The organism is Micromonospora sp. NPDC002389, from assembly GCF_040296095.1.
In the GTDB taxonomy this organism is placed as follows: Bacteria; Actinomycetota; Actinomycetes; order Mycobacteriales; family Micromonosporaceae; genus Micromonospora.
Genome location: NZ_JBEOWP010000006.1, coordinates 44,105 through 68,221, shown reverse-complemented (window position 1 = coordinate 68,221; position 24,117 = coordinate 44,105). Strand labels below are relative to the sequence as shown.

Below are 24,117 nucleotides of genomic sequence, written 5' to 3'. Positions count from 1 at the left end.
CTCCGCACGTCAATCGCTATCCCGGTGATCGCGCTATGGCCTCCCGCGCCCAGGCGGGGCAGAATACCGGCCGGGGCGGTGTCGCCCCGGCTGGCGCGAAGGGGTGTGGCATGCAGCGGCCGGACTGGTCACCCGAGACGATCGACGTCGAACGACCCAGCGTCGCCCGCATGTACGACTACTATCTCGGCGGCTCGCACAACTTCGCCGCCGACCGGGCAGCGGCCCGGGCGATGATGGCACTGGTGCCGGAGGCCCCGCTGATGGCCCAGGCCAACCGCGCGTTCCTGCGCCGGGCCGTGCAGTACCTCACCGCCGCCGGAGTCCGGCAGTTCCTGGACATCGGGTCGGGCATCCCGACCGTCGGCAACGTGCACGAGATCGCCCAGCGGCACGCCCCCGACTCCCGGGTGGTCTACGTCGACGTCGACCCGGTGGCGGTGGCGCACAGCCGGGAGATCCTGGCCGACACCGAGCGGGCCACCGTCGTGCAGGAGGACTTCCGCCATCCCGAGCGGATCCTCGCGCATCCCGACGTCAACGCCCTGGTCGACTTCTCCGAGCCGGTCGCCGTGCTGGTGGTCGCGGTGCTGCACTTCGTGCCGGACGACAATCGCCCGGCCGACGTGCTGCGGACACTGCGCGAGGCGCTGGCGCCCGGCAGCCACCTGGTGCTCTCGCAGGCCAGCGACGACGGCCGGGACGAGGCCCAGCGGGCTGAGGCCGAGGAGGTCTACCAGCGCACCGACAGCCCGCTCTGGGTGCGCAGCCGGGCCGAGCTGACCGCGTTCTTCGACGGTTTCGAGCTGGTCGAGCCCGGGGTGGTGTGGGTGCCGCAGTGGCGTCCGGAGACTCCGGAGAGCGCCGAGAACGCCGAGCAGGCAGTCTTCCTGGGCGGGGTCGGGCGGCTCGGTGGTTGAGCCACCGGACGGCCGGTCCTGCGCCGGCACGTTCGCCCGCGCCTGGGCCAAGGCGGTCTCCGGGACCAGCTACCTGCCGATGCCGCACGCTCAGCTGGAGATGCTGTTGCAGCGGCTCACCGACCAACTCGCCGAGGCGCTGCGGGCGGAGCCGCTCGACCTGCGGGTGGGCCACCGGGTCGCCAACGCGCTGGTCGCCGCGCACGTCGCCTCCGCCGAGGCGCTCGGCCGGACCGTGGAGGTGATCCAGCTCCGGCTGGTCCGCGACCTCGACCTGGTCGCCGACGACATCGAGGACCGGATGGCCCGGCTGCTGGCCGCGATCGCCACCGGCTACGCCCGCGCCCTGCACGACCGGACGCTGGACGAGCAGGAGTCGATCCGCCGGGCCGCGCTGACCGCCCGGGTCGACGCGGAACGGGCGCTGCGGGCCAGCGAGGCCCGGTTCCGCCACCAGGCCACCCACGATCCGCTCACCGGTCTGCCCAACCGCACGCTGTTCGCCGAACGGCTGGTCGCCGCGCTGGACGGTACGGGCGGCGCCGGACGACGGGTCGGGCTGTGCTTCCTCGACCTGGACCGCTTCAAGCGGGTCAACGACTCGTACGGCCAGTCGATCGGCGACCGGGCGCTGGTGGCGGCGGCCCGGCGGCTGTCCCGGGCGGTGGAGCCGCACCTGGTGGCCCGGCTCGGCGGGGACGCGTTCGTGGTGCTGGTGGAGCGCTCCACCGGCACCGGTGACGTGGTCGCGGTGGCCGAGGCGGCCCTCGCCGCGCTCTCCGAGCCGGTGGTGGTCGGCGGGCACGACGTGACGGTCACCGCCAGCGTCGGGATCGTGGAACGGCGGGCCGCCGACACCTCCCCCGACGACCTGCTGCGCGCCGCCGGCAGCACGTTGCACTGGGCCAAGATGGCCGGTGGTGGTGGCTGGGCGCTGTACGACGCCGAACGCGACAGCCGCGAGCAGGCCCGTCAGGCGTTGAGCGCGGCGATCCCCGCCGGCCTGGAGCGCGGCGAGTTCTACCTCGACTACCAGCCGCTGACGTCGCTGCACGACGGCTCGGTGCTCGGCGTGGAGGCGCTGGTGCGCTGGCGCCACCCGGACCTGGGGGTGCTGCGGCCGGACAGCTTCATCGGGCTGGCCGAGGAGACCGGGCTGATCGTGCCGCTGGGCGCCTGGGTCCTCGCCGAGGCGTGCCGGGAGGCGGTCGGCTGGACGGCCGCCACCGGCGAACCGCCGTACGTCAGCGTCAACCTCGCGGTCCGCCAGGTTCGCCGGCCCGGCCTGTTGGAGGAGGTACGCGCCCTGCTGCGGCGGACCGGCCTGCCGCCGCACCGGCTGCAACTGGAGATCACCGAGAGCACCATGATGAGCAGCGCCGAGGAGCCGGTACGCGCCCTGCGTGCCCTGGCCGACCTGGGCGTACGCATCGCCATCGACGACTTCGGCACCGGCTACAGCAACCTGGCGTACCTGCGTGACCTGCCGGTGACGGAGTTGAAGGTGGCCGGTGAGTTCGTCCGGGGGCTGCGCTCCCCGGACGACCGGGCCAACGAACGCATCCTCGCCTCACTGGTCTCGTTGGCGCACGCCCTGGACCTGACGGTGACCGCCGAGGGGGTGGAGACCGTCGGGCAGGCCGAGCGGCTGCGCGCGATCGGCTGCGACGCCGGGCAGGGCTGGCACTTCGGCCGTCCCGCCCCCGCCGAGAACATCCTCGCCCGCCTCCGCTGAGGCGTCGTCGCGCCGCAGGCGCCGAGACGTTAGGAAGGGTCCCCTGCTATACACCAGGCGTTAGCAGGGGACCCTTCCTTACATCGGGCCGGTGAGCAGGTCGGTCAGGCGGTGGGCCTGGGTCTCCCAACGCCACTCCTGTTCCACCCAGGCACGACCGGCCGCCCCGAACTGGCGGGCCAGGTCCCGGTCGGTGAGCAGGGTGACCAGCCGGTCGGTCAGCTCGGCGACATCGCGACCGTTCACCACGTACCCGGTCTCCCCCTCGCGAACCGCGTCGGGCGCGCCGCCGGAGTCGCCGGCCACCACCGGCAGGCCGGCCGCCGACGCCTCCAGATAGACGATGCCGAGCCCCTCGACGTCCAGTCCCCGGTTGCGGGTGCGACAGGGCATCGCGTAGACGTCACCGGCCGCGTAGTGCGCCGGCAGCTCGGCCTCGGGGATCGAACCGGTGAAGACCACGTCCCGCTCCACCCCGGCCTGCCGGGCCAGCCGGGCCAGCGTCGCCCGGTAGGGGCCGCCTCCGACCACCAGCAGCGCGGCGTCGGGCACCCGACGGCGGATCAGCGGCAGCGCCCGGATCAGCATGTCCTGCCCCTTGCGCGGCACCAGCCGGGACACGCAGACCACCACCGGCCGGTCGGAGAGCCCCAACCGGTGCCGCACCCCGCTGCCGTCGACCGCCGGGTGATAGAAGTCCACGTCCACCCCGGGAGCGAGCCGACGCAGGTCGGTCAGCCCGTCCAGCGCCCGCGCCAAGCGGGTACGGGTGTACTCACCGAGGTACGTCACCACGTCGGTACCCCGGCCGATGCGCCGCAGCGCGGTCCGGGCCACCGGCAGCGCCGCCCACCCCACCTCGTGCCCGTGGGTGAGAGCGACCACCCGCCGTACCCCGGCCCGCCTGCGCAGCCCGTTGGCGAGCAGGCCGAGCGGTGCCGCCGCGCCGAACCAGATCGTGTCGCAGTCGTACGTGCGGGCCAGCCGGGCCGCCCGTCGGGCGATCAGCGGGGTGGGCAGCAGCACCTTGGTGCGTTCGCGCACCACCTCGTACGGCTGGTCGGCGTCGAACTTCTCGGCGTCGGGCCAGCTCGACGCGTAGACCACCACCGAGCCGGCGGGCTGGTGCACCGCGAGGTTGTGCACGAAGGACTGGATCCCACCCGGCCGGGGCGGGAAGTCGTTCGTGATCAACAACGTGCGGCTCATCGGCCGGCCTCTCGGGCGTAGGCGCGGGCGGCGGCGATCCGCTCCACGGTGGACGGGTGCGTGGCGGAGTAGAGGTACTCCCAGCGGGGCGGGTCCGGGTCGCCGAGGTTGACCGAGGAGATGCGGCGTTGCATCGCCTCGAACGCGGCCGGGTCGCCGGTCAGCGCCAGCGCGTGCGCGTCGGCGCGCGCCTCCAGTCGCCGTGACATCAGCGCCTGCACCGGTGTGAACACCAGCCCGGCCACCGTCACCAGGGCGAGCAGCAGCGGGAAGGCGCGGGGCTGGGCGACCGAGTCGACCCCGGCCATGCGCAGCAGCGGCGGCCAGGAGCCGATCAGATAGAGCGCCACCACGGCCGCCGCCGCGCCCAACGCGCCGGTGAGCGTGAAGATCGGTACGTCCCGGTCGCGGGCGTGGCCCAGCTCGTGCGCTACGACGGCCTTCACCTCGGCCGGGGTCGCCTCGCGCAGCAGGGTGTCGTAGACCACCACCCGCCGGGTCGGGCCGAGCCCCGAGACGTACGCGTTGACCGCGCGGGTGCGCCGGGACGCGTCGGCCACCAGCACGTCGCGCACGGGTACGCCGTCGCGGGCGGCCATGTCCATCAGCTCGGTCCGCAACGGACCCGGTTCCATCGGGCTGAACCGGTTGAACACCGGCTCGACGAGCACCGGCAGCACGAAGGAGAGCAGCACCACCAGGGTCGCCGCACCGGCCGCGCCGAACGCCCACCACCAGCGGGGCGCCAGCCGGATCACGGTGTAGAAGCCGAGCAGGGCCACCGCGCCGATCACCGCGCTGACCGCGTACGACTTGAGCAGGTCCACGGTCCAGCCGCCCCACCCGTTGGTGGCCAGCCCGTAGCGGGTGAGCACGCTGTGCCGCCAGGCGGAGAAGGGCAGCGTCAGCAGGTCGGCGACGAGCACCACGGCCAGCCCGCCGACGATCGCCTGGGCGATCCAGTGCCCGCCGAACGGGCGCCCGCCCAGCTCGACCAGGCGGCTGCCCAGCGGGGTCAGCCCGAGCGCCAGCGCCACCAGCAGGCCGATGCCCAGCGCGGCCCAGCCGCCCGGGCGCAGTGCCGACCGGAACTCCCGGGCCCGCTCGACCTGTTCGGCGGGCAGGTCCCGCAGCGCCGCGAGCTGGTCGGCCCGGGGTGCCGGCGGGCGCTGCCACGGGATCAGCACCAGCGCGGCCAGCACCACGGCGACGCCGAGGAAGACCAGGGTGAGCAGCGCCCAGCCGCGCGGACTCACCGCGTCACCCCGCCGTCGCCACGGCCGGCACCGGGTCCGACGCCCGCCGTGCGCCTCATCTCGCCGCTCCTGTCGCCATGGGCGCTCATCCTATTGCCCGCCGCGACCGGTGCCGCGCCCCCGCCGACCACACCGAGGCCGCCGGGCCCGCGCCGGGCCGGGCCGGCGGCGATTGCCCCGGCCGGTCAGGAGCGGGACAGCCGCCGCAGCAGCGAGTCGGCCCCCAACGGGTACGCGCCGTGGCGGCGTACCCCGTCGGCGACCTCCCGGTCCGAGGAGACCACTACCACCGCCCGGCCGGGCGGCTCGGCGCGTACCAGCCTGCGGATCAGTTCGTCGGCGGTCTCCCCCTTGCGGGAGAACAGCACCCGGACCCCGCGCGGGGTGGGCGGCAGGCCGTGCATGCGTTCGGCCCCGTCGAAGACGACGGTGACCTCGTCACCGGTCTGCGCGGCGATGCCGCCGAGCCCGGTGATCAGGCGCTTGCGCTGCTGTTCCAGGGACATCTCGCCGAAGCCGCGCTTGGTCACGTTGTAACCGTCGACCACCAGGTGGGCCCGGGGCAGCGCGAGCAGTTGGTCCAACCGGCCCGGGTCGTCGGTGTCCTGGGCGCGGGCGGCGGCACCGGCCGGGGTGGCCGCCGACGAGTCGGCGTAGGCGTCCGCGACGAAGTCGGCCGGCAGCTTGTCGACCGGGTCCAGGGCCAGCTCGCGGCGCAACCCGAGGGCGGCCTGCCCGATGGTCTCCAGCAACAGCCACAGCCGCGCGTCGTCGACCGAGCGGGCCTCCTTGGCGCTGGACCGGGCCACCCCGGCCGCCGCCTCGGCCTCGGCCAGGCGGGCCCGGGCCCGGCGCAGCTCGGCGTCGGCGTCGGCCGCCGCGCGGGCGGCCCGACCCCGCTCGGTGGCGAGCAGTTCGGCCGCCCGGCGCTCGCGGGCCTGGGTCTCCCGGAGCGTACGGGCCAGTTGGCGGGCCTCCTCCCGGAGCTGGCCCATCTCCTCGCGGACCCGGGCCACCTCGTCGCGCAGCTTGTCGGCCTCGACCCGGGCCACCGCCCGGTCGTGCTCGGCGCGGGTGGCCCGTTGCTCGGCCAGGCGGACCAGTTCGGCGACCACCGCGCTGTCCGCCTCGGCCCGGACCGCCGCGCCGCTGGCGTCGATCAACTCACGCCAGCCCCTGGGCCGGGCCAGGTAGGCCAGGGCCGCCACCTCGACCGGGTCGGCGGCGGCGGGTGCGGTCCCCTCCACCACGGCGGTGCCGAGGTCACCGGCGTCGGCCAGGACCCGGGCGGTGACCCGCTGCCGGAACAGCGGATCGGCCGCGAGTTGAGCGGCGATCACGGGCGCGCCGAGTCGGGCCCGGCGGTTGGGGGCGAACTTGGCGACCCGGCGCAGCGGCACGGGCACCTCGTCGGAGGGCAGGGAGGGCAGCACGGCAGCGGTGAGCGAGACGATCCGTTGGCGGACCGGCTCCGGCAGGCTCGGCTCCGGCTCCGCCGGCTCTCCAGCGGTCGCCGCCCCGTCGGCAGAACCCGCCTCACCGGCAGCCGGCACCGCGACGACCTGCTCCTCCTGCGGGAGGTTGTCGTCGGACGGCTCGGTGAGGGGCATGTGGCAAGTCTCCCACCGCGACCGGGCCCACCGCCTGGTGAGTGAGCCGATCTCTCATCCTAGACCGGTGGTGACGCGCGGGGCCGGTGGGACGGCGGGGACCGGAGTGTCGCACCGGCCGGTTAGCGTGCCCGCGATGGCACAACAGGAGTACCTCCAGCCGGCGCTGGCCGGGCTCGACCCGACTGTCGACGGCATCGACCCGGCGCTGCCCCTGCACGCGACGACGTTCGTGGTGGTCGACCTGGAGACCACCGGCGGCGCCCCGGACGGCGGCGGGATCACCGAGATCGGCGCGGTGAAGGTGCGCGGTGGCGAGGAGCTGGGCGTGCTGGGCACCCTGGTCAATCCCGGGGTGCCGATCCCGCCGTTCATCACCGTGCTGACCGGCATCACCCAGGCGATGCTGCTGCCGGCGCCACCGATCGAGCAGGTGCTGCCCAGCTTCCTGGAGTTCGTCTCGGACGCCGTGCTGGTGGCGCACAACGCGCCGTACGACGTCGGTTTCCTCAAGGCCGCCTGCGCCCGGCACGGCTACCGCTGGCCGAACCCCCGGGTGCTGGACACCGCCGCGCTGGCGCGTCGGGTGCTGCTGCGCGACGAGGTACCCAACCGCAAGCTCGCCACGCTGGCCGCGTACTTCCGGGCCGGCACCCAGCCGACCCACCGCGCGCTGGACGACGCCCGGGCCACCGTGGACGTCCTGCACGGGCTCATCGGCCGGCTCGGCGGTCACCGGGTCGACACCATCGGCGACGCCATCGAGTTCTCCCGCGCGGTCACCCCGACCCAGCGCCGCAAGCGGCACCTCGCCGAGGGCCTGCCCCGGTCCCCCGGTGTCTACATCTTCCGGGCCGCCGACGACCGACCGCTCTATGTGGGGACGTCCCGGGACATCGCCACCCGGGTCCGCAGCTACTTCACCGCAGCAGAGAAACGCGCCCGGATGTCGGAGATGCTGGCCGCCGCCGAACGCGTCGAGGCGGTCGAGTGCGCGCACTCGCTGGAGGCCGAGGTCCGCGAGCTGCGGCTGATCGGGGCGCACGCGCCGCCGTACAACCGACGGTCGAAGTTCCCGGAGCGGATGGTCTGGCTGAAGCTGACCGACGGACCGTACCCCCGGTTGTCGGTGGTCCGGGAGATCTCCCCCGGCGACCGCGCCTACCTCGGCCCGTTCACCTCGCGGCGCACTGCGGAGCTGGCCGCCGCCGGCTTCCACGACGCGGTGCCGCTGCGCCAGTGCACCCACCGACTGTCACTGCGCACGATCACCCCCGCCTGCGCGCTGGCCGAGCTGGGTCGCTGCCCGGCGCCCTGCGAGCACCGGATCACCCCCGAGGAGTACGACGACCGCGCGGTGCAGCCGTTCGCCACCGCCACCACCGGTGACCCGCAACCGGTGGTGGACGCCCTGCTCGCCCGGATCGAGACGCTCGCCGCCGCCCAGCGCTACGAGGAGGCCGCGACGCTGCGGTCCCGGCTGGCCGCGGTGCTGCGGGCCACCGTCCGCATGCAGCGGCTCGCCGCGCTGAGCGGGATCGCCGAGCTGGCCGCCGCGCACCCGGCCGGCGGGGGCGGCTGGGAGCTGGCGCTGGTGCGGCACGGCCGGCTGGCCGGTGCCGGGGTCTCCCCGGCCGGGGTCCACCCTCGACCGACCCTGAGCGCGATCCGGGCCACCGCCGAGACGGTGTCGCCCGGTCACGGTCCGGTCCCGGCGGCCAGCCCGGAGGAGTCGGAACGGATCCTGTCCTGGTTGGAACGGCCGGAGACCCGGCTGGTCGAGATGTCGGACGGTTGGGCCTCCCCGGTGGCCGGCGCGGGCCGGTTCCGCGACCTGCTGGACAAGGCCGAGAGCGGCGCGTCTCACCAACTCTGGTCCGAACGCTCATGAGCAACTGTCCGATCGGACTACGTCGGCTCACTTACTCTGTTAAGGAAGTGCAGTCCTGCCCGTTTCGAGGGTCTGCTCCCGGTTGCCGGTCTCCCGGCGCCCGCGGGGTGGGCGTGAGGGGGTGTCCCAGGTGGACGTCGACGCCGGACATGGCGGCGCCCTGGGCGGTGCGCTCCCGACACAGCCGGGCGAGCTGCCCCTGGCCCGCAGGCTCCGCTCCCTGCTGACCTGGCCCACCGCCGAGACCGAACCGGTCGGCCATCTGGTCCGCACCCACCGGGCCATCCACACCGGCACCGACCCGGCGGTGTTACGCCGGGCGTACACCATCGCCGAGAACATGCACCGGGGGCAGTTCCGCAAGAGCGGTGAGCCGTTCATCACGCACCCGCTCGCGGTCGCCGAGATCTGTGCCGACCTCGGCATGGACACCACCACCCTGGTCGCGGCGCTGCTGCACGACACGGTGGAGGACACCCGCTACACGTTGCAGGCGCTGGCCGAGGACTTCGGCCACGAGGTGGCGCACCTGGTCGACGGCGTGACCAAGTTCGACAAGGCGTTCTACGGCAAGGCCGCCGAGGCGGAGACCATCCGCAAAATGATCATCGCGGCCGGCAAGGACGTCCGGGTGCTGGTCATCAAGCTCGCCGACCGCCTGCACAACATGCGTACGCTGGGCGTGCGCTCGGCGGCCTCACGGGAGCGGATCGCCCGCAAGACGCAGGAGGTGCTGGTGCCCCTCTGCGACCGGCTCGGCATCCAGACCCTGAAGCGGGAGCTGGACGACGTGGTGCTGCTGCACCTGGAGCCGGACGAGCACTCCCGCATCGCCCGGCACGTGCACGACCGCCCCGGATGGGACGGCTACCTCGCCGAGGTGGTGACCCAGTCCCGGGTGGCGTTGCGCCGGGGCCGGGTGGACGCCACGGTGGCCCCTCGACCCCGCCACCTCTACTCGATCTGGAAGGACACCGTCGCCGGCGGGCACACCGTCCCGTACGACCTGCCCCGGATCACCGTCGTGGTGGAAGGCCCGCCCACCGACTGTTACGCCGCCCTCGGCGCGATCCACGGGCTGTGGCGGCCGGTGCCGGGCCGGTTCAAGGACTTCATCGCCTCGCCGAAGAACAACCTCTACCGCTCGCTGCACACCACCGTCTGCGGCCCCAAGAACCGCACGGTCGAGGTGCTGATCCGCACCGAGGAGATGCACCGCTCCGCCGAGTACGGCGTGGTCGCCGACTTCCGCTTCCCGCGCTCGGGCACCGCCCGCGCCGAGCAGCTCGACTGGCTGCGCCGGGTGCTCGACTGGGAGCAGGACGCCGCCGACCCGGCGCAGTTCCTCCAGTCGCTGCGCTGCGACCTGTCCGAGGCGCAGATCCAGGTGGTCGCCGACGGCCGGCAGATCGTGCTGCCCGCCGGGGCCACCCCGGTCGACCTGGCGTACGAGCTCGGCACCGACCGGGGTGACCGGTGCCTGGCCGCCCGGATCAACGGCCGGCTGGTGCCACTCTCCTCCGAGTTGGAGGAGGGCGACGTGGTCGAGATCTTCACCGAGACCGATTCGGAGAGCGGCCTGGACGCCGAGGTCGCCCCGCGTGGCCCCCGCCGGGAGTGGCTCGGCTTCGTCAAGTCGCCGCACGCGCAGATGCAGATCAACCGGTGGTTCGCCGACCACAGCGAGCCCGGCATCTCGATCAGCGACAAGGTGCGCCTCGGCCGGGCCACCATCGGGCTGGCCCTGCGCCAGCACAACCGGGGCCTGGCCAGCGACCTGCCGCTGCTGCGGCTCTCCGAGGAACTCGGCTACCCGGACCTGGAGACCCTGCTGGTCGCGGTCTTCGATCGGGTGATCGAGCCGGACACCGTGGTGCGCCAGCTCATCGACCTGGTCGACCACCGGCAGTGACCGGCCCGCCGTCCCGCGGCGCGCGCCCGGCGTACGGCCACTAGCCTGGAACCATGATCCCCCGCTCGCGCCGCGCCGCACGCGCCGTCGCGTACCAGGTCTTCTACCGGCTGCCACTGCCGGTACGTCGTCAACTGGTCCGGATGGCGGTACCCAAGTACATCGTCGGCGCCGTCACACTGCTGCGCGACAGCGAGGCCGAGGGTGCCGGTCGGCTGCTGCTGCTGCGCCAGCCGCCGGGTCGCGGGTGGACGCTTCCCGCCGGGCTGCTGCAACGCGGCGAGAACCCGGCGGTCGGCGCAGCCCGCGAACTGCACGAGGAGACCGGCGTCCGGCTCGCCCCGGCCCGGCTGACCCCGGCCACCCCGAACGCGATCGTGCACGCCAAGGGCTGGGTCGACATGGTCTTCACCGCCGAGGTGCCGGCGTCGACCACCGAGTTGACGGTGGACGGGGCGGAGGTCTTCGAGGCCGCCTGGCACCCGCTGGGCGACCTGCCGAAGCTGACCTGGCCCACCGCCCGGCTACTCGCCTACTACGGCATCGGTCCGCTGACCGACCGGTTCCCGCCGCCGCTGCCCGACACGGCACCGTGAGCGGCCCGAACGCCGGCCCAGACACCGGCTCGGGCGCCGGCCTGAGTGCCGGCCCGGACGCTGGTCGCACCGACGCGCCGGCCGGCGGGATCTGCGCGGTGGTGCTCGCCGCCGGGGAGGGCACCCGGCTGCGCCCGCTGACCGAGCAGGTGCCCAAGGCGCTCTGCCCGGTGGGCAACGTGCCGCTGCTGGACCGGGCCCTGGCCCGACTCGCCGGGCTCGGCCTGACCGGGCCGGAGACGGTCGCCGTCAACGCCAGCTACCTCGGCGAGCAGGTCGTCGAGCGGGTCGGTACGCGGGCACACCTCTCCGTCGAACCGGACGGTCCGCTCGGCACCGCCGGTGGGGTGGGCACGCTGCGGGACTGGATCGCCGGCCGGGGCGTCCTGGTCGGCAACGCCGACGCGTACCTGGCCGACCCGGCCGCACCACCCGGGCCGGACATCGCCGCGCTGCTGCGGGACTGGGACGGCGACTCCGTACGCCTGCTCGGCCAACCCGCGCCGGACCCCACCGCGCCGGGCACCTTCGACGGTCACGTCTTCACCGGCTTCTCGCTGCTCCCGTGGCGGCTGGTCCGCGACCTGCCGCCGGTCTTCGGCGACCTGGTCCGGGCCCTCTGGCGACCGGCCGAGGCCGACGGCCGGCTGACCGTGGTCCCCTACCGGGGGACCTTCGTCGACACCGGCACCCCGGCCGACTACCTCGCCGCCAACCTGCACGCGGCGGGCGACGGCAGCCTGGTCGACCCGACCGCCACCGTCACCGGCGGCTACCACCGCAGCGTGGTCGGCGCGGGCGCCACCGTGGCCGGTGAGGTGACCCGCAGCGTCGTCTGGCCGGGTGCCACCGTCGAGACCGGCGAACGGCTGCACGAGGTGATCCGCACCGCCACCGGCCTCACCGTCCCGGCGGCCTGACACCCGGTGTCGGCGTACAGGTCCGAGTGCAGAGGTAGGTACGGCTGCAAGTGCACACCGCGCCGAGCTTGGCCTGCGTCCGGCGACTTGGCCCCTCGACCTGGCGGCGATCCAAGTCGGTGACGTCGCGTGACGGGTGTTGCTGAGCCCAGCCGTTCCCTCGACATGCGGATCTGCCGAGATGCGGATGCCAACATCAGCAGACTTCGCCGTCGGCGTCGTAACGGGCGCGTGCGTTGCGGATGTCCTGCTCGTGAGTTTCCGCCCAGCGGCCGACCTCGATGATGAGTGGCAACAACGATCGTCCCAGGTCGCTGAGAGCGTAGTCGACACGCGCGGCAGGGCCGGAATTCGGAGTCCGGTCCACCAGCCCGTCGCGCACCAGCGCCCGCAACGTGCGGATGAGGATCCGCCGACTCAACCCGTCCACGGCCCGATCGAGCTCGTTGAACCCGTAGGGTCGTTGCGCGAGCACCGCCATCAGCAGCACGCTCCACTTGTCGCCGGTGCGCCTCAGCACGTCCGCTGCCGCACACGAGGATCGGTCCGCCGCCGAAACCGGCACCGGGAGGAGTGGAGACATCGATGTTCCCTCTTTCGCCGTCTGCACTGTCAGCCGAAGATCGAGCGTACTGGCGAGTGGAAAGGGACGACCTGTGCGCACATTGGTCATCACCGGCGGAACCCAGGGCATCGGCAAGGCACTGAGTTTGCACTATCTCGGCCGAGGCGACCGAGTCATCGCCATCGGAACGAACCACATCAAGGGTGAGACGCTACTCACCGAAGCCGATCGGCTCAGCGCCGGCGACCGATGCTCGTTCCTGCCCGCCGACCTCAGTTCGCCGACCATGACTTTCCGGCTCGCTGAACGGCTACGCAAGGAGTACCCGGTTATCGACGCGGTCGTGTTCGGTGCCTTCCGCTATCAGACCAAGCGTCAGGAAACCGCCGAGGGAATCGAGCGCACCTTCGCGCTTTACGTGCTCAGCCGGTACCTGCTCGCCGAGGAACTACGCACCGCACTGGAACGAGCGCCACACCCAGTCATCGTCAACCTGTGCGGCACCGGCAGCGGAGCCGGCCGGTTGCACTGGGACGACCTCCAACTCCGCAGACGCTACCGGGCCTTCGCTGCCACCATGCAGGGCGCCCGCGCCAACGACCTGCTCGGCGTCGCCTTCACCGACGAGCATCCCGACAGCCCCATCCGGTACGTCCTGCACAACCCCTTGTTCGTGAACACCGGACTCGCCGAACCATTCAGGCAACCGACCCGCACCGCGATAAGCATCATGGCAAAGCTGTTCGCCACACCGGTCGACAAGGCGATCGAGCCGATCGCCGACCGGATCGACACACCGCCCGACTCCGCACTGTCCGCCTTCCAGGTACGCCGCACGATCGAGGTCACCGGCCCGGCCTTCGACCTGAACGCCGCCCGCCGACTGGCCAACACACTACGTGACTTGATCATCAAGAGCATCGAGGCGTAGGCACGACCGAACGAGACTGGAGGTGGGTCGCCGCTCCCACAACGCTCACCGCCGATACCGCCTTCGGTGAACGTCCGCTTCTGCCGCGATCCGGTGCGAGCGCGGCTGATCCTGGCAGTAACGGAGTGTAGTCAGCGAGGTGGCCTGCCGTGCGACATGGAGGCCTGCTCGACAGACGTCGTTGACTCCTTCTGGTGCGTCGATCTCTGTACGCTCCGGCGTACCTACCTGTGCACTCGGGCCTAGACGCCGACACCCGGCGAGGCTCCGGCACTCCGGGGGCGGGTCCAGCACTCGGGCGCGGGTCCGGTGGGCAGGCCATAGCATGGGCAGCGACGCCGACGAACGGAGAGACCTGCCGTGATCACCGCGATCGTCCTGATCGACTGCGCCACCGACTCGATCCCCGAGGTGGCCGAAGCGCTGGCCGACCTGCCCGGGGTCAGCGAGGTCTACTCGGTGGCCGGGCACGTCGACCTGATCGCCATGGTCCGGGTCCGCGAGTTCGAGGAGATCGCGCAGATCATCGCCGGCAGCATCTCCAAGGTGCCCGGGGTGCTCAACACCGAGTCGCACATCGCGTTCCGCGCGTACTCCCGGCACGATCTGGAGGAGGCGTTCGCGATCGGCCTGGGCGCCACCGACTGAGGCGCCACCACGCCGGTCCCGGCCCCGGCACCGAGGTGCTTCACGGCCCCTTCGCGCTGGGAGACCGAGGTCCTTCGCGGCACAGGGAACTAGCTGGAGTCCTCAGTCGAGGCGAAGTCGAAGCGAAGTCGAGGCGACGGCCGGTCGCCCCGGGACTTCGACCAGGGCTCGGTGGGGCGAGGGCGCACCGGCGCCCGGTGCCGAGGACGCGGTCCGCTTCCTGCCACGACGGGGCGAGCCGGTCCATCCCGTAGGACGGACCGACTCGCCGCGTTCACCGCCGGATCAGCTCTGCTGCGGCACCGGGACCTCGGTGCCACCCGGCACCGGCGACTCGGTGGTGCCACCCGGGGTCTCCTCGGTGACGCCCGGAGCCGGGGTGGTGCCACCCGGGGCCGGCACCGTGCCACCCGGGCCAGGCGTACCGCTGGCGCTGGTCTCCGGGACCGGGATGCCCAGTTCCTCGGCCAGCGTCACCAGGGCGTCGTAGTGCGCCTGCAGCACCGGCAGCGCGGTCTGCGCGAGCTGGACCACCTGCGGCTCGGTGCCCTGCGAGATCTCCGTCTGGGTCGCCTGGATGGCCTGCAGGTGGCCGGCCAGACCCTGGGTCACCCAGAGCCGGTCGAACTCCTCACCACTGGCGTTGTTCAGCTGGTCGAGAGCCGTCCGCTGATCAGGGGTGGGCTCGTTCGGCAACTGGACGTTGAGCTGCCCGGCCACGTCCTTCACCGACTGGTCCAGCTCGGTGTGGTCCGTGACGAACTGCTGCGCCAGGTCCTTGACCTGCTGGTTCTGACCCTTCTGCTGGGCCAGCTCACCAGCGGCGATCTCGTACAGGTTGACCTGATGCACCGCCTGCAGGTACTGCGTGTCCTGTTCCGAAGGCTGCGCCGCCGCCTGCGCTGCCGCAGCGGGCGCGACACCCACCAGCACCAGTGCGGCCAGCAGGCCGAGGCGTTTGATACCCAACATGCTTCCTCCCCGTTGAGACGTTGGACCGCACGGATACCCGGCTGGCCGGGGTTATTCCTGCGATCCGACGACGGGCGGGAAGCCCCGGCGACGGTCCGGAAGGCCCAGAACGGGCGTGGCGCCCGCCGGAGGACTCCGGCGGGCGCCACGTCACGTGGTGACGGACCTCAGCGGCGGGACTCCCCGCTGCCGATCTCCTCGCGCTCGGCGCGCGGCTCGACGGGCGGGTGACCCGGCGACACCGGCGCCTCGGCCGGCTTCTCGATCGGGTAGAAGAAGCCCCGGATCGCCGGGCCGAGGGCACCGAGCCGGTTCATCTTCTTCGGCACCACCCAGCCCGCGTACTCCAGCTCGGTGTGTCCGTGCTCGTCCGGCGTGGTCAGCGGCTGGTGCACCTCGACGAACCGACCGTCCGGCAGGCGCCGGATGATGCCGGTCTCCACGCCGTGAGCCAGCACCTCCCGGTCGTGCTGCTGCAGACCGAGGCAGATCCGGTAGGTCACGTAGTACGCCAGCGGCGGCAGGAGCAGCAGACCGATCCGGCCGCCCCAGGTCATCGCGTTCAGGCTGATGTGGAACTTGTCGGCGATGACGTCGTTCGCGCCGGAGAGCGTCAGGATCACGTAGAACGTGATGGCCATGGCACCCAGGCCGGTGCGGAACGGCACGTCGCGGGGACGCTGGAGCAGGTTGTGGCTCCGGTAGTCCTTCAGGTAGCGGGCCTCCATGAACGGATAGAGCGTGGAGAGCCCGACCAGGATGCCCGGTAGCACCACCGTCGGCCAGAACAGCGGCGGAATCACGTAACCGTCGCCGATGGGTATGTTGATCTCCCAGTCCGGCATCAACCGCGTCGAGCCGTCCAGGAACATCACGTACCAGTCGGGCTGGCTGGCCGCCGAGACCACCCACGCCTCGTACGGGCCGAACAGCCAGAGCGGGTTGATCTGGATCAGACCGCCCATCAGCGCGATCACGCCGAAGACGACCATGAAGAAGCCGCCCTGCTTGATCGCGTACCGGGGGAACATCCGCTCGCCCACGACGTTGTTGTTCGTCCGGCCCGGACCCGGCCACTGGGTGTGCTTCTGCTTGAAGACCAGGCCCAGGTGGACGCTGATCAGCGCGACCAGCAGACCCGGGATGAGCAGCACGTGGGCGATGAAGAACCGGCTGATGATGATCGTGCCGGGGAACTCGCCGTCGAAGACCGCAGCGGTCACCCAGGTGCCGATCACCGGGATGGACAGCATGATCGCCGAGGCGATCCGCAGACCGGTGCCGGAGAGGCCGTCGTCCGGCAGCGAGTAACCGGTGAAGCCGGCCAGGAAGCCCACCCAGAACAGCAGCGAACCGATGATCCAGTTGGTCTCACGCGGCTTGCGGAACGCACCGGTGAAGAAGATCCGGAGCATGTGCACCACGATCGCCGCCATGAACAGCAGCGCGGCCCAGTGGTGCATCTGCCGCATGATCAGGCCGCCCCGGACGTCGAACGAGATGTCCAGCGTCGAGGCGTACGCGGCCGACATCGGCGTACCCCGCAGCGGGGCGTAGCTGCCGTTGTAGATGACCTCGGTCATCGTCGGCTCGAAGAAGAAGGTCAGGAAGACACCGGTCAGCAGCAGCACGATGAACGAGAACAGCGCGATCTCGCCCAGCAGGAACGACCAGTGGTCGGGGAAGACCTTGTTGAGCAGCTTGCGCAGGGGGGTGGCCACCTGGAAGCGGTCGTCGACCGCCCGGGCGGTGTTGCCCGGAACCGCTGCTACGTCAAACTTGCGCCGCTTCACGGCCGCTCCCAGAAGTCGGGCCCGACGGGTTCGGTGTAGTCGGACGTCGCCACGAAGTAGCCCTCGGAGTCCACCTCGATCGGCAGCTGCGGCAGCCGCCGGCTGGCCGGACCGAAGATGGGCTTGGCGTTGTCGGTGATCAGGAACTGCGACTGGTGGCACGGGCAGAGCAAACGGTTGGTCTGCTGCTCGTAGAGGCTCGCCGGGCAGCCGGCGTGCGTGCAGATCTTCGAGTAGGCGGCGTAGTTGCCCCACATGTAGTCGCCGTGACCCTCGCGCTCGTTGTTGCGGCGCGAAGTCTCGGCGTCGGCGTCCCGCAGGTGGATCAGCAGGGTCGGCGAGTCGGCGTACCGGTTGCTGACCCCGTGCTCGATGCCCGGGAAGACGGTGATCTGGCCACCGGCGCTGATGTCGGCGGGGCGGATCGGCCGACCGTCCTCGCGGACCAGCCGGATCTTCTGGCCGTCCTGCGGGGCGAAGCCGGTGGTCATCATCTGGTCGTTCGCGTGCGGGTCGGAGATCAGGCCACCGACCAGCGGCGCCGCGGCGACCGCACCGACCGGCACCAGACCGGCCAGCAGGGACATGCCGAGCAGCGGGCGGCGCTTCACGCCGAGCTCGTCGGCCATGTAGAGCATGGTCTGCCCGGTGATCGTCCGGTCCTCGCTGGCCACCACGCCCTCGTGCCGGTCCTGGATCGACACCTCCTTGGGCAGCAGCTTCTTGCCCCAGGTCAGGATGCCGAAGCCGATGCCCAGCAGGGCGATGCCGAGGGTCGTGCCGAGCAGCGGGGTGAAGTACTTGTCCCCGCCACGGCCCGGCTGGTACTCCCAGGGCCACCAGATGTAGACCGCCAGGAAGGCCGTCGCGGCCAGGCCGGTGACCAGGAACATCGCCGCCACCGTACGGACCAGCCGGCGCTCGGCCTTGCTGCCCGGGGCCACCTGCTCCTCGTAGTGGACGATCTCGATGTCGTCCCGACGGGCGCCCTCGCGGACGATGTCGAACCGGCTCAGCGCCGGGTCGTTCACGTCCACCGTCTCGTGGCCCGGGTGGGCCGGCTGCTCGGTGTGGGTGCTCATTCGCTCGGTCACGACTTGCCCGCAATCCACAGGCTGGCGAAGACGAGCGCGACGATGCCGATCAGGAAGATCGCCACACCCTCGGTGGAGGGTCCGTACCGGCCCAGGTTGAACCCGCCCGGGTCGCCGTCCGACTTCAGCGTCTGCTGGATGTAGGCGATGATGTCGGCCTTCTGCTCCGGCGTGATCTGGTTGTCACCGAAGACCGGCATGTTCTGCGGGCCACTGAGCATCGCGGCGTAGATCTGCCGGTCGGTGGCCGGCGCGAGGCTCGGCGCGTACTTGCCGGAGGAGAGTGCGCCGCCACCGCCGCTGAAGGCGTGGCACTGCGAGCAGTTGATCCGGTACAGCTCGCCGCCGATCGCGACGTTCCCGTCCTCGTGCAGGTTGTCGCCGGCCGGCACGACCGGGCCGCCGCCGAGCTCCTGGACGTACGCGGCGAGCTGGTCGATCTCGTCCGGGCTGAACACGACGGGCTTGCGCGCCGCCTGGGCCTCCTGCCGGGCCATCGGCATCCGGCCCGAGCCGACCTGGAACTCGACCGACGCCGCGCCGACGCCGATGAGGCTCGGCCCGCGCCCCTCGACCCCCTGCGCGTTGCGACCGTGACAGGTCACACAGCTCACGTCGAACAGCGCCTTGCCGTCTGCGGCGGCGCTGCTCAGCGGCGGGTTTTCCTGCGCCGACGCGCTCGGGGCGAGGACGGTGTAGGCACCGCCGGCCAGCATCAGCGCGGCGACCAGCCGGACCGCGGCACCCAGCCGGCGGCGGCCCCTGCTGGGCGCCGCGGGCCGCCCGCGCAGCCGCGCGAGCAGGCCGCGTCGGCGGTCGTTGTCAGAAGTCATGACCTGTGTCCTTAACCGGTTGGACCTTGTCTGCGGGGGTGAAGCAGCGGCACGGCGCGAGACGCGCCAAGATCACTGAAGCCAGTAGATCATGGCGTAGAGCCCGATCCAGACCACGTCGACGAAGTGCCAGTAGTACGACACGACGATCGCCGAGGTGGCCTGGGCCGGCGTGAACCGGCCCATGGTGGTGCGGATCATAAAGATCACGAAGGCGACCAGGCCTCCGGCCACGTGCAGGCCGTGGAAGCCGGTGGTCAGGTAGAACATCGACCCGTAACCGTCCGCGTTGATCTTGATGCCGTGGTGGACCAGCTCGCGGTACTCGTTGAGCTGACCGAGCAGGAAGATCAGGCCCATCACGAAGGTGATCGTGAACCAGCGCCGCAGCGCGTGCACGTCACCCCGCTCGGCGGCGAACACGCCGATCTGGCAGGTCACCGAGGACAACACCAGGATCGTCGTGAAGGTCGTCGCGTACGGGATGTTCAAGACCTCGGTGTGCATCGCCCACTGCTCCGGCGCCGCCGCGCGGATGGAGAAGTACATGGCGAAGAGCGCCGCGAAGAACATGAGCTCGCTGGAGAGCCAGACGATCGTCCCGACGCTGACCATGTTGGGCCGCGTCAGAGAGTGGATCCGGCTCTTGTCAATGGCTGGGGCCGCAGTCACGCGGTCATTATTGCCGTTGACCACGGCCGGCGATCAGCGGGGGGTGAAACCCGTGGTCCGAGTGGCCCGATCGGTACCGTCCGGTTCGCCTGACCTAGGCTGATTGGCGTGCTGGAAACCGACCCGATCACGCTGGCCGTGACGGCCTCGCCGTCGCTGACGGCGGGCGCGATCAGCCCGGCGACGGCCCCGGTGACCGGCGGTGCCGGGTGGCTCGCGGCCGACGCCGGCCCGCCGCCCTTCCAGATCACCGCCGTGGTCACCGAGGCCAAGCTGGACAACTGGCTCGCCGTCGTCCTGGTGGTCGCCGCCGCCCTCTACCTCTACGGAGTGCACCGGCTGCGGCTGCGCGGGGACCGCTGGCCGATCGCCCGGACGGTCTTCTTCCTCGGGCCCGGCCTGGGCGGCATCGCCTCGGTCACGGTCAGCGGGCTGCACGCGTACGACACCACGCTGCTGTCGGTGCACATGGTCCAGCACATGGTGCTCTCCATGATCGCGCCGATCTTCCTGGCGCTTGGTGCGCCGGTGACGCTGGCCCTGCGTACGCTGCCGACCCGCCCGCGCAAGCGACTGCTGGCGGTGCTGCACAGCAGGGTCGTGCGGATCTGGACGTTCCCGCTGGTGGCGTTCGCCATCTTCGTGGTGAACCCGTTCGCGCTGTACTTCACCGACCTGTACCGCTACACGTTGGAGAACGTCTGGGCGCACGAGGTGGTGCACGCGCACTTCATCATGACCGGCTGCCTGTTCTTCTGGCCGCTGGTCGGCCTGGACCCACTGCCCGGACGCTGGCCGTACCCGGGCCGGGCCCTGCTGATGCTGCTGTCGGTGCCGTTCCACACCGTGCTCGGTCTGACCGTCATGCAGAGCAGCACCCTGTTCGGCGGCGACTGGTACCCCTCGCTCGGGCTGACCTGGGCCGACCCGTGGGACGACCAGGTCCTCGCCGGCGGCATCCTCTGGGCCGGCGGCGAGTTCGTCAGCGTGACGATGCTCGGCGTCCTGGTGGTGCAGTGGATGCGCGCGGCCGAGCGGGAGGCCCGCCGGGTCGACCGCGAGCTGGACCGCCAGGAGGCCCGGCAACGCGCTGCGGAGACCGCCACCGGCTCGGCCACCTGAGCCGGTCGGCGGGGCGCGCGGGGCGGCGTGTCCCGGGCGTCGGCACGACCGGTACGATCGGCGGCGCAGCTACGAGGTGGGAGCAAGTCTGACCATGAGCGAGCGCGAGCGAGTCATCGGACTCGGTGCGGTGGTGCCAACGGACGGCACGGAGCGAAGCGGAGTGTCGGCATGAGTGAGCGTCTGTGCACCGTCCTGCTCTACAGCGACGACCCGCAGGTGCGGGACAGGATGCGGCTCGCCGTGGGCACCCGCCCCGCGTCCGACCTGCGCGTCGAGTTCGTCGAGGCGTCCACCTACGCCGAGTGCGTCCGCGTGGTCGACGACTTCGAGATCGACCTGATGCTGCTCGACGGTGAGGCCAGCCCCGGTGGCGGTCTCGGCATCGCCCGGCAGATCAAGGACGACTACGAGAACTCCCCGCCGACCTGCGTGGTGATCGCCCGCGCCGCCGACCGATGGCTGGCCGCGTACGCCGAGGTCGACGCCACCCTGGTCCACCCGCTCGACCCGGTGACCACCGCTGCCACGGTGGCCGAGGTCCTGCGGACGCACGCCCCCGCCTGACGCACGCCCGACTCCGGCACCGCCACGGCGCCGGGCGAGCCGGCGCCGGTCCCGTCCCACCCGCACTCGTCTGCTCGGGAGGCCCGTCATGGGCGATCGGACCTGGCCACACCTGCTCACCGCGCTGCTGCGCGGCGAGGAACTCTCCGCCGCCGACACCGCCTGGGCGATGGGCGAGATCATGTCCGGCTCGGCGGCACCGGCCCAGATCGCCGGCTTCGCCGTGGCGCTGCGCGCCAAGGGCGAGACACCGGCCGAGGTGAGCGGGCTGGTGGAGGCGATGCTCGGCCAGGCCGTCCCGGTCGAGCTGCCCGAGGAGGTACGCGCCACCGCGCTGGACGTGGTCGGCACCGGTGGCGACCTGGCGCACACCGTGAACATCTCCACGATGACCGCCCTGGTGGTCGCCGGGGCCGGGGTACGCGTCGTCAAGCACGGCAACCGGGCCGCCTCGTCCTCCTGCGGCACTGCCGACCTGCTGGAGTTCCTCGGCATCCCACTGGATCTCGGTCCCGAGGGGGTGGCCCGCTGCGTCGAGCAGGCCGGCATCGGCTTCTGCTTCGCCGCCCGCTTCCACCCCGGCATGCGGCACGCCGGTCCGGTCCGTCGCGAGCTGGGCGTACCCACCGCCTTCAACTTCCTCGGCCCGCTCACCAACCCGGCCCGTCCCCGCGCCGGCGCGGTCGGCTGCTTCGACTCGGCCATGGCACCGGTGATGGCCGCCGTCTTCGCCGCCCGGCATGACTCGGTGATCGTGATGCGCGGCGAGGACGGCCTCGACGAGTTCACCACCGCCGCGCCCACCCGCTTCTGGATCGCGCAGAACGGCACCGTCAGGGAGACCGTGGTGGACGCCACGGACCTGGGGGTACCCCGGTCCACCCTCAGCGACCTGCGCGGCGGTGACGCCGCCTACAACGCCGACGTGGCCCGTCGGCTACTCGCCGGCGAACCCGGCCCGGTACGCGACGCCGTGCTGGTCAACGCCGCCGCGGCCCTGGCCACCCAGGGCCCGCTGGACGGTGACCTGACCGACGCCCTGCGCGCCGGCCTGGCCCGGGCTGCCGAGTCGATCGACTCCGGCTCCGCCTCCCGTACGCTCGACCGCTGGATCGAGGTCGCCACCGCCTGACCCCGGCCCGTCGAAGGTCGTGGCGGTGGCGCTCAGACATGTCGGCCCGCCCCCGTCGGAGGTCGGTTGTCGCTCGCGGTTGTGTCGGACGGCCGTGGGAAACTACAGGCGAGTAGTTCCCCACACGACCGCCGGACGGCACGCGCGGGAGGAGAGGCCCATGTTGGTACGTGAGCTGCACTGTGAGACCTGCGACGGCATCCGCGCCTTCGAGATGCCGCCCTGCCCCGACGGCCACGGTCCGGACTGCCCCGAGCTCCTCTGCACCGGATGCGGCACGGCGATCTTCGTCGCCCCCTACGCCTCGCTCTCGCGGGCCACCCCGCCCGCCCGCCGGGCGCTGCACCCACGCCACGCCGCCTGACGCTCCATCCACGCCGCACTCTCTGGCCCGGCCCCCGCCCACGCCACGCCGCCTGACGCACCACCCACGTCACCTCGCCCGACGCACCACCCACGCGCCAGGTCGCCGTCCAGCGGGCCCTGGGTAGCCAGGGCCGCGGCGGCGTTGACAGCACGCACTCTGGCCCGGCGCACCATTCCCGCCACGCACTCTGGCCCGGCACACCGCCCACGCCACGCACTCTGGCTCGGAGTCTCCGCCGACCTACCCGGCGGAATCCCTGTCGACGGCCGCAGCGGTCCGCGAGGCGACCTCACGTGCCCGGAGCCGTCCGCACCGTGGCACCACTGTGCCCGAGGTATCCCTGCTCACCGGCCGTGGCGGGCGGGGAGGCAGCAACTTCTTGGATGTTGCTGCCTCAGACCCGACCTGAGACAGCAATATCCAAGAAGTTGCGCGGATCATGAGGGTGACGGCGATCGAAGCCGTCCGAGGGTGCGGCACCACGCGCCACTACCACGTCCCGCTCGACCCGAGGGAGACAAGGGCGTCCTCCTCACCCTCGCCGCTCCGGTCCAGCAGTACGCGACAACACCTCACCCGCCACGGCGACGGCGGACGGGACGCCTGCTCGTCTCCCCGGCCCGGCCCGCAGCACGCGACGTACACATCGCTCCGGTCCCGCAGCACGCGGCACCTACCCGCATACCCGGGGTCCGCAGCACGCGATACCCACCCGGGTCCGCAGGCACGCGACACCTGCCCGCATTCCCGGGTCCGCAGGAGCGCGACACCTGCCCGCATCTGCCCGTCCGCAGGCACGCGACACACCTCATCCGCCGCGGCGACCGCACACACGGACACGGAGACGGACACGGAGACACGGACACGGAGACACGGACACGGGAAAGCCCGCCTCCCTGAGGGAGGCGGGCTTTCACCAGGTCGGTGCGCCGGTCAGTGCTCGGCGGTGCGCCGGGTGCCGCTGTAGTACTCGAACAGCAGGCCGCAGGTGGCGAAGACCACTGCCACCATGCCGGCGACGAGCAGCCAGAGCTGCCAGAACACCAGGCCGAGGCCGGCGATGGCGGCGGCCAGGGCCAGCCCGAACGGCCAGTAGCTGCCCGGGCTGAAGAAGCCGATCTCGCCCGCGCCGTCGGCGATCTCACCGTCGGGACGGTCCTCGGGACGCAGGTCGATCCGGCGGGAGACGAACCAGAAGAAGCCGCCGCACATGGAGCAGAGCAGGAACGACAGCAGCAGGGCCACGGTGCCGATCCACTCGACCCGACCGCCCGAGTCGGCGTAGGTCCAGCCGCCATAGAGGGCGGTGGCGAACAGCAGGAACGCGGCGATGATGAGGAAGATGCGCCACTCGGTCTTCATCCGGGGTTAC

General features: G+C 72.0%; 22 protein-coding genes. 12 read left to right on the top strand and 10 right to left on the bottom strand.

All coding sequences use genetic code 11. The features are described 5' to 3' along the window. Positions 1 to 110 precede the first annotated feature (110 nt). Entirely contained in the window at positions 111 to 920 is an 810-nt protein-coding gene (locus tag ABT008_RS13330; RefSeq protein WP_350696271.1) for an SAM-dependent methyltransferase, read from the top strand. 79 nt (positions 921 to 999) lie between these two features. Continuing rightward, entirely contained in the window at positions 1,000 to 2,655 is a 1,656-nt protein-coding gene (locus ABT008_RS13325; protein ID WP_350696776.1) for a putative bifunctional diguanylate cyclase/phosphodiesterase, read from the top strand. Between the two features lie 78 nt (positions 2,656 to 2,733). Here ABT008_RS13325 and ABT008_RS13320 read toward each other — a convergent pair whose 3' ends face one another. The 3 genes from ABT008_RS13320 to ABT008_RS13310 form a co-directional block, all read right to left on the bottom strand. Continuing rightward, positions 2,734 to 3,864 carry a glycosyltransferase family 4 protein gene (locus ABT008_RS13320; protein WP_350696269.1) on the bottom strand — a complete coding sequence of 377 codons (1,131 nt, stop codon included), beginning with the start codon at positions 3,862 to 3,864 and terminating at the stop codon, positions 2,734 to 2,736. Beyond that, the gene (locus ABT008_RS13315; RefSeq protein ID WP_350696267.1) at positions 3,861 to 5,120 is read right to left on the bottom strand and encodes a M48 family metallopeptidase; all 1,260 of its coding nucleotides are present in this window, start codon (positions 5,118 to 5,120) and stop codon (positions 3,861 to 3,863) included. Before ABT008_RS13315 ends, ABT008_RS13320 begins: the two co-directional genes overlap by 4 nt. A gap of 185 nt (positions 5,121 to 5,305) precedes the next feature. Beyond that, positions 5,306 to 6,730, bottom strand: coding sequence for an NYN domain-containing protein (locus ABT008_RS13310; RefSeq protein WP_350696265.1), 1,425 nt, complete (start codon positions 6,728 to 6,730; stop codon positions 5,306 to 5,308). A 136-nt stretch (positions 6,731 to 6,866) separates the two neighbouring features. On the opposite strand from ABT008_RS13310, the gene ABT008_RS13305 reads away from it, so the two are divergent. From ABT008_RS13305 to ABT008_RS13290, 4 genes are all read left to right on the top strand, one after another. Next, complete coding sequence (locus ABT008_RS13305) at positions 6,867 to 8,621, top strand: DEDD exonuclease domain-containing protein (protein WP_350696263.1); 1,755 nt, start codon at positions 6,867 to 6,869, stop codon at positions 8,619 to 8,621. A gap of 130 nt (positions 8,622 to 8,751) precedes the next feature. Further along, a complete protein-coding gene (locus tag ABT008_RS13300) occupies positions 8,752 to 10,533 on the top strand; it encodes a RelA/SpoT family protein (RefSeq protein WP_350696261.1) in 1,782 nt (593 codons plus the stop codon). A gap of 53 nt (positions 10,534 to 10,586) precedes the next feature. Then, positions 10,587 to 11,129 carry an NUDIX hydrolase gene (locus ABT008_RS13295; RefSeq protein WP_350696260.1) on the top strand — a complete coding sequence of 181 codons (543 nt, stop codon included), beginning with the start codon at positions 10,587 to 10,589 and terminating at the stop codon, positions 11,127 to 11,129. Between the two features lie 89 nt (positions 11,130 to 11,218). Beyond that, positions 11,219 to 12,049 (top strand): nucleotidyltransferase family protein, encoded by an 831-nt coding sequence (locus tag ABT008_RS13290; protein WP_350696774.1) that lies wholly within the window; start codon positions 11,219 to 11,221, stop codon positions 12,047 to 12,049. A 196-nt stretch (positions 12,050 to 12,245) separates the two neighbouring features. On the opposite strand, the gene ABT008_RS13285 is transcribed toward ABT008_RS13290, so the two are convergent. Beyond that, positions 12,246 to 12,569, bottom strand: a complete 324-nt coding sequence (locus tag ABT008_RS13285; protein ID WP_350696258.1) for a winged helix-turn-helix transcriptional regulator — start codon at positions 12,567 to 12,569, stop codon at positions 12,246 to 12,248. A gap of 136 nt (positions 12,570 to 12,705) precedes the next feature. On the opposite strand from ABT008_RS13285, the gene ABT008_RS13280 reads away from it, so the two are divergent. Together ABT008_RS13280 and ABT008_RS13275 are read left to right on the top strand one after the other, a co-directional pair. Further along, entirely contained in the window at positions 12,706 to 13,545 is an 840-nt protein-coding gene (locus ABT008_RS13280; protein ID WP_350696256.1) for an SDR family NAD(P)-dependent oxidoreductase, read from the top strand. A gap of 360 nt (positions 13,546 to 13,905) precedes the next feature. Beyond that, on the top strand, positions 13,906 to 14,193 hold the full coding sequence (locus ABT008_RS13275) for an Lrp/AsnC family transcriptional regulator (protein WP_117228404.1): 288 nt from the start codon (positions 13,906 to 13,908) through the stop codon (positions 14,191 to 14,193). A gap of 285 nt (positions 14,194 to 14,478) precedes the next feature. Here ABT008_RS13275 and ABT008_RS13270 read toward each other — a convergent pair whose 3' ends face one another. The 5 genes from ABT008_RS13270 to ctaE form a co-directional block, all read right to left on the bottom strand. After that, a complete protein-coding gene (locus ABT008_RS13270) occupies positions 14,479 to 15,165 on the bottom strand; it encodes a DUF4142 domain-containing protein (protein ID WP_350696254.1) in 687 nt (228 codons plus the stop codon). A 167-nt stretch (positions 15,166 to 15,332) separates the two neighbouring features. Continuing rightward, positions 15,333 to 16,958 (bottom strand): cytochrome bc1 complex cytochrome b subunit, encoded by a 1,626-nt coding sequence (gene qcrB / locus ABT008_RS13265; RefSeq protein WP_350696252.1) that lies wholly within the window; start codon positions 16,956 to 16,958, stop codon positions 15,333 to 15,335. After that, a complete protein-coding gene (qcrA, locus tag ABT008_RS13260; protein WP_350696772.1) occupies positions 16,955 to 18,040 on the bottom strand; it encodes a cytochrome bc1 complex Rieske iron-sulfur subunit in 1,086 nt (361 codons plus the stop codon). The genes qcrB and qcrA overlap by 4 nt, the downstream gene beginning before the upstream one ends. An 8-nt stretch (positions 18,041 to 18,048) precedes the next feature. Continuing rightward, the gene (gene qcrC, locus ABT008_RS13255; RefSeq protein ID WP_350696250.1) at positions 18,049 to 18,885 is read right to left on the bottom strand and encodes a cytochrome bc1 complex diheme cytochrome c subunit; all 837 of its coding nucleotides are present in this window, start codon (positions 18,883 to 18,885) and stop codon (positions 18,049 to 18,051) included. Between the two features lie 72 nt (positions 18,886 to 18,957). After that, positions 18,958 to 19,557, bottom strand: coding sequence for an aa3-type cytochrome oxidase subunit III (gene ctaE, locus ABT008_RS13250; RefSeq protein WP_162854382.1), 600 nt, complete (start codon positions 19,555 to 19,557; stop codon positions 18,958 to 18,960). A gap of 108 nt (positions 19,558 to 19,665) precedes the next feature. On the opposite strand from ctaE, the gene ABT008_RS13245 reads away from it, so the two are divergent. The 4 genes from ABT008_RS13245 to ABT008_RS13230 all read left to right on the top strand — a co-directional run bounded on the left by ABT008_RS13245 (position 19,666) and on the right by ABT008_RS13230 (position 22,742). Further along, entirely contained in the window at positions 19,666 to 20,679 is a 1,014-nt protein-coding gene (locus ABT008_RS13245; protein WP_350696248.1) for a cytochrome c oxidase assembly protein, read from the top strand. A 171-nt stretch (positions 20,680 to 20,850) separates the two neighbouring features. Then, entirely contained in the window at positions 20,851 to 21,246 is a 396-nt protein-coding gene (locus ABT008_RS13240; protein WP_131055539.1) for a response regulator, read from the top strand. An 88-nt stretch (positions 21,247 to 21,334) separates the two neighbouring features. Beyond that, positions 21,335 to 22,378, top strand: a complete 1,044-nt coding sequence (gene trpD, locus ABT008_RS13235) for an anthranilate phosphoribosyltransferase (protein ID WP_350696246.1) — start codon at positions 21,335 to 21,337, stop codon at positions 22,376 to 22,378. A gap of 160 nt (positions 22,379 to 22,538) precedes the next feature. Continuing rightward, the gene (locus ABT008_RS13230) at positions 22,539 to 22,742 is read left to right on the top strand and encodes a hypothetical protein (protein WP_350696244.1); all 204 of its coding nucleotides are present in this window, start codon (positions 22,539 to 22,541) and stop codon (positions 22,740 to 22,742) included. A gap of 936 nt (positions 22,743 to 23,678) precedes the next feature. Here ABT008_RS13230 and ABT008_RS13225 read toward each other — a convergent pair. After that, positions 23,679 to 24,107, bottom strand: a complete 429-nt coding sequence (locus ABT008_RS13225; RefSeq protein ID WP_350696242.1) for a cytochrome c oxidase subunit 4 — start codon at positions 24,105 to 24,107, stop codon at positions 23,679 to 23,681. Between the last annotated feature and the right edge of the window lie 10 nt (positions 24,108 to 24,117).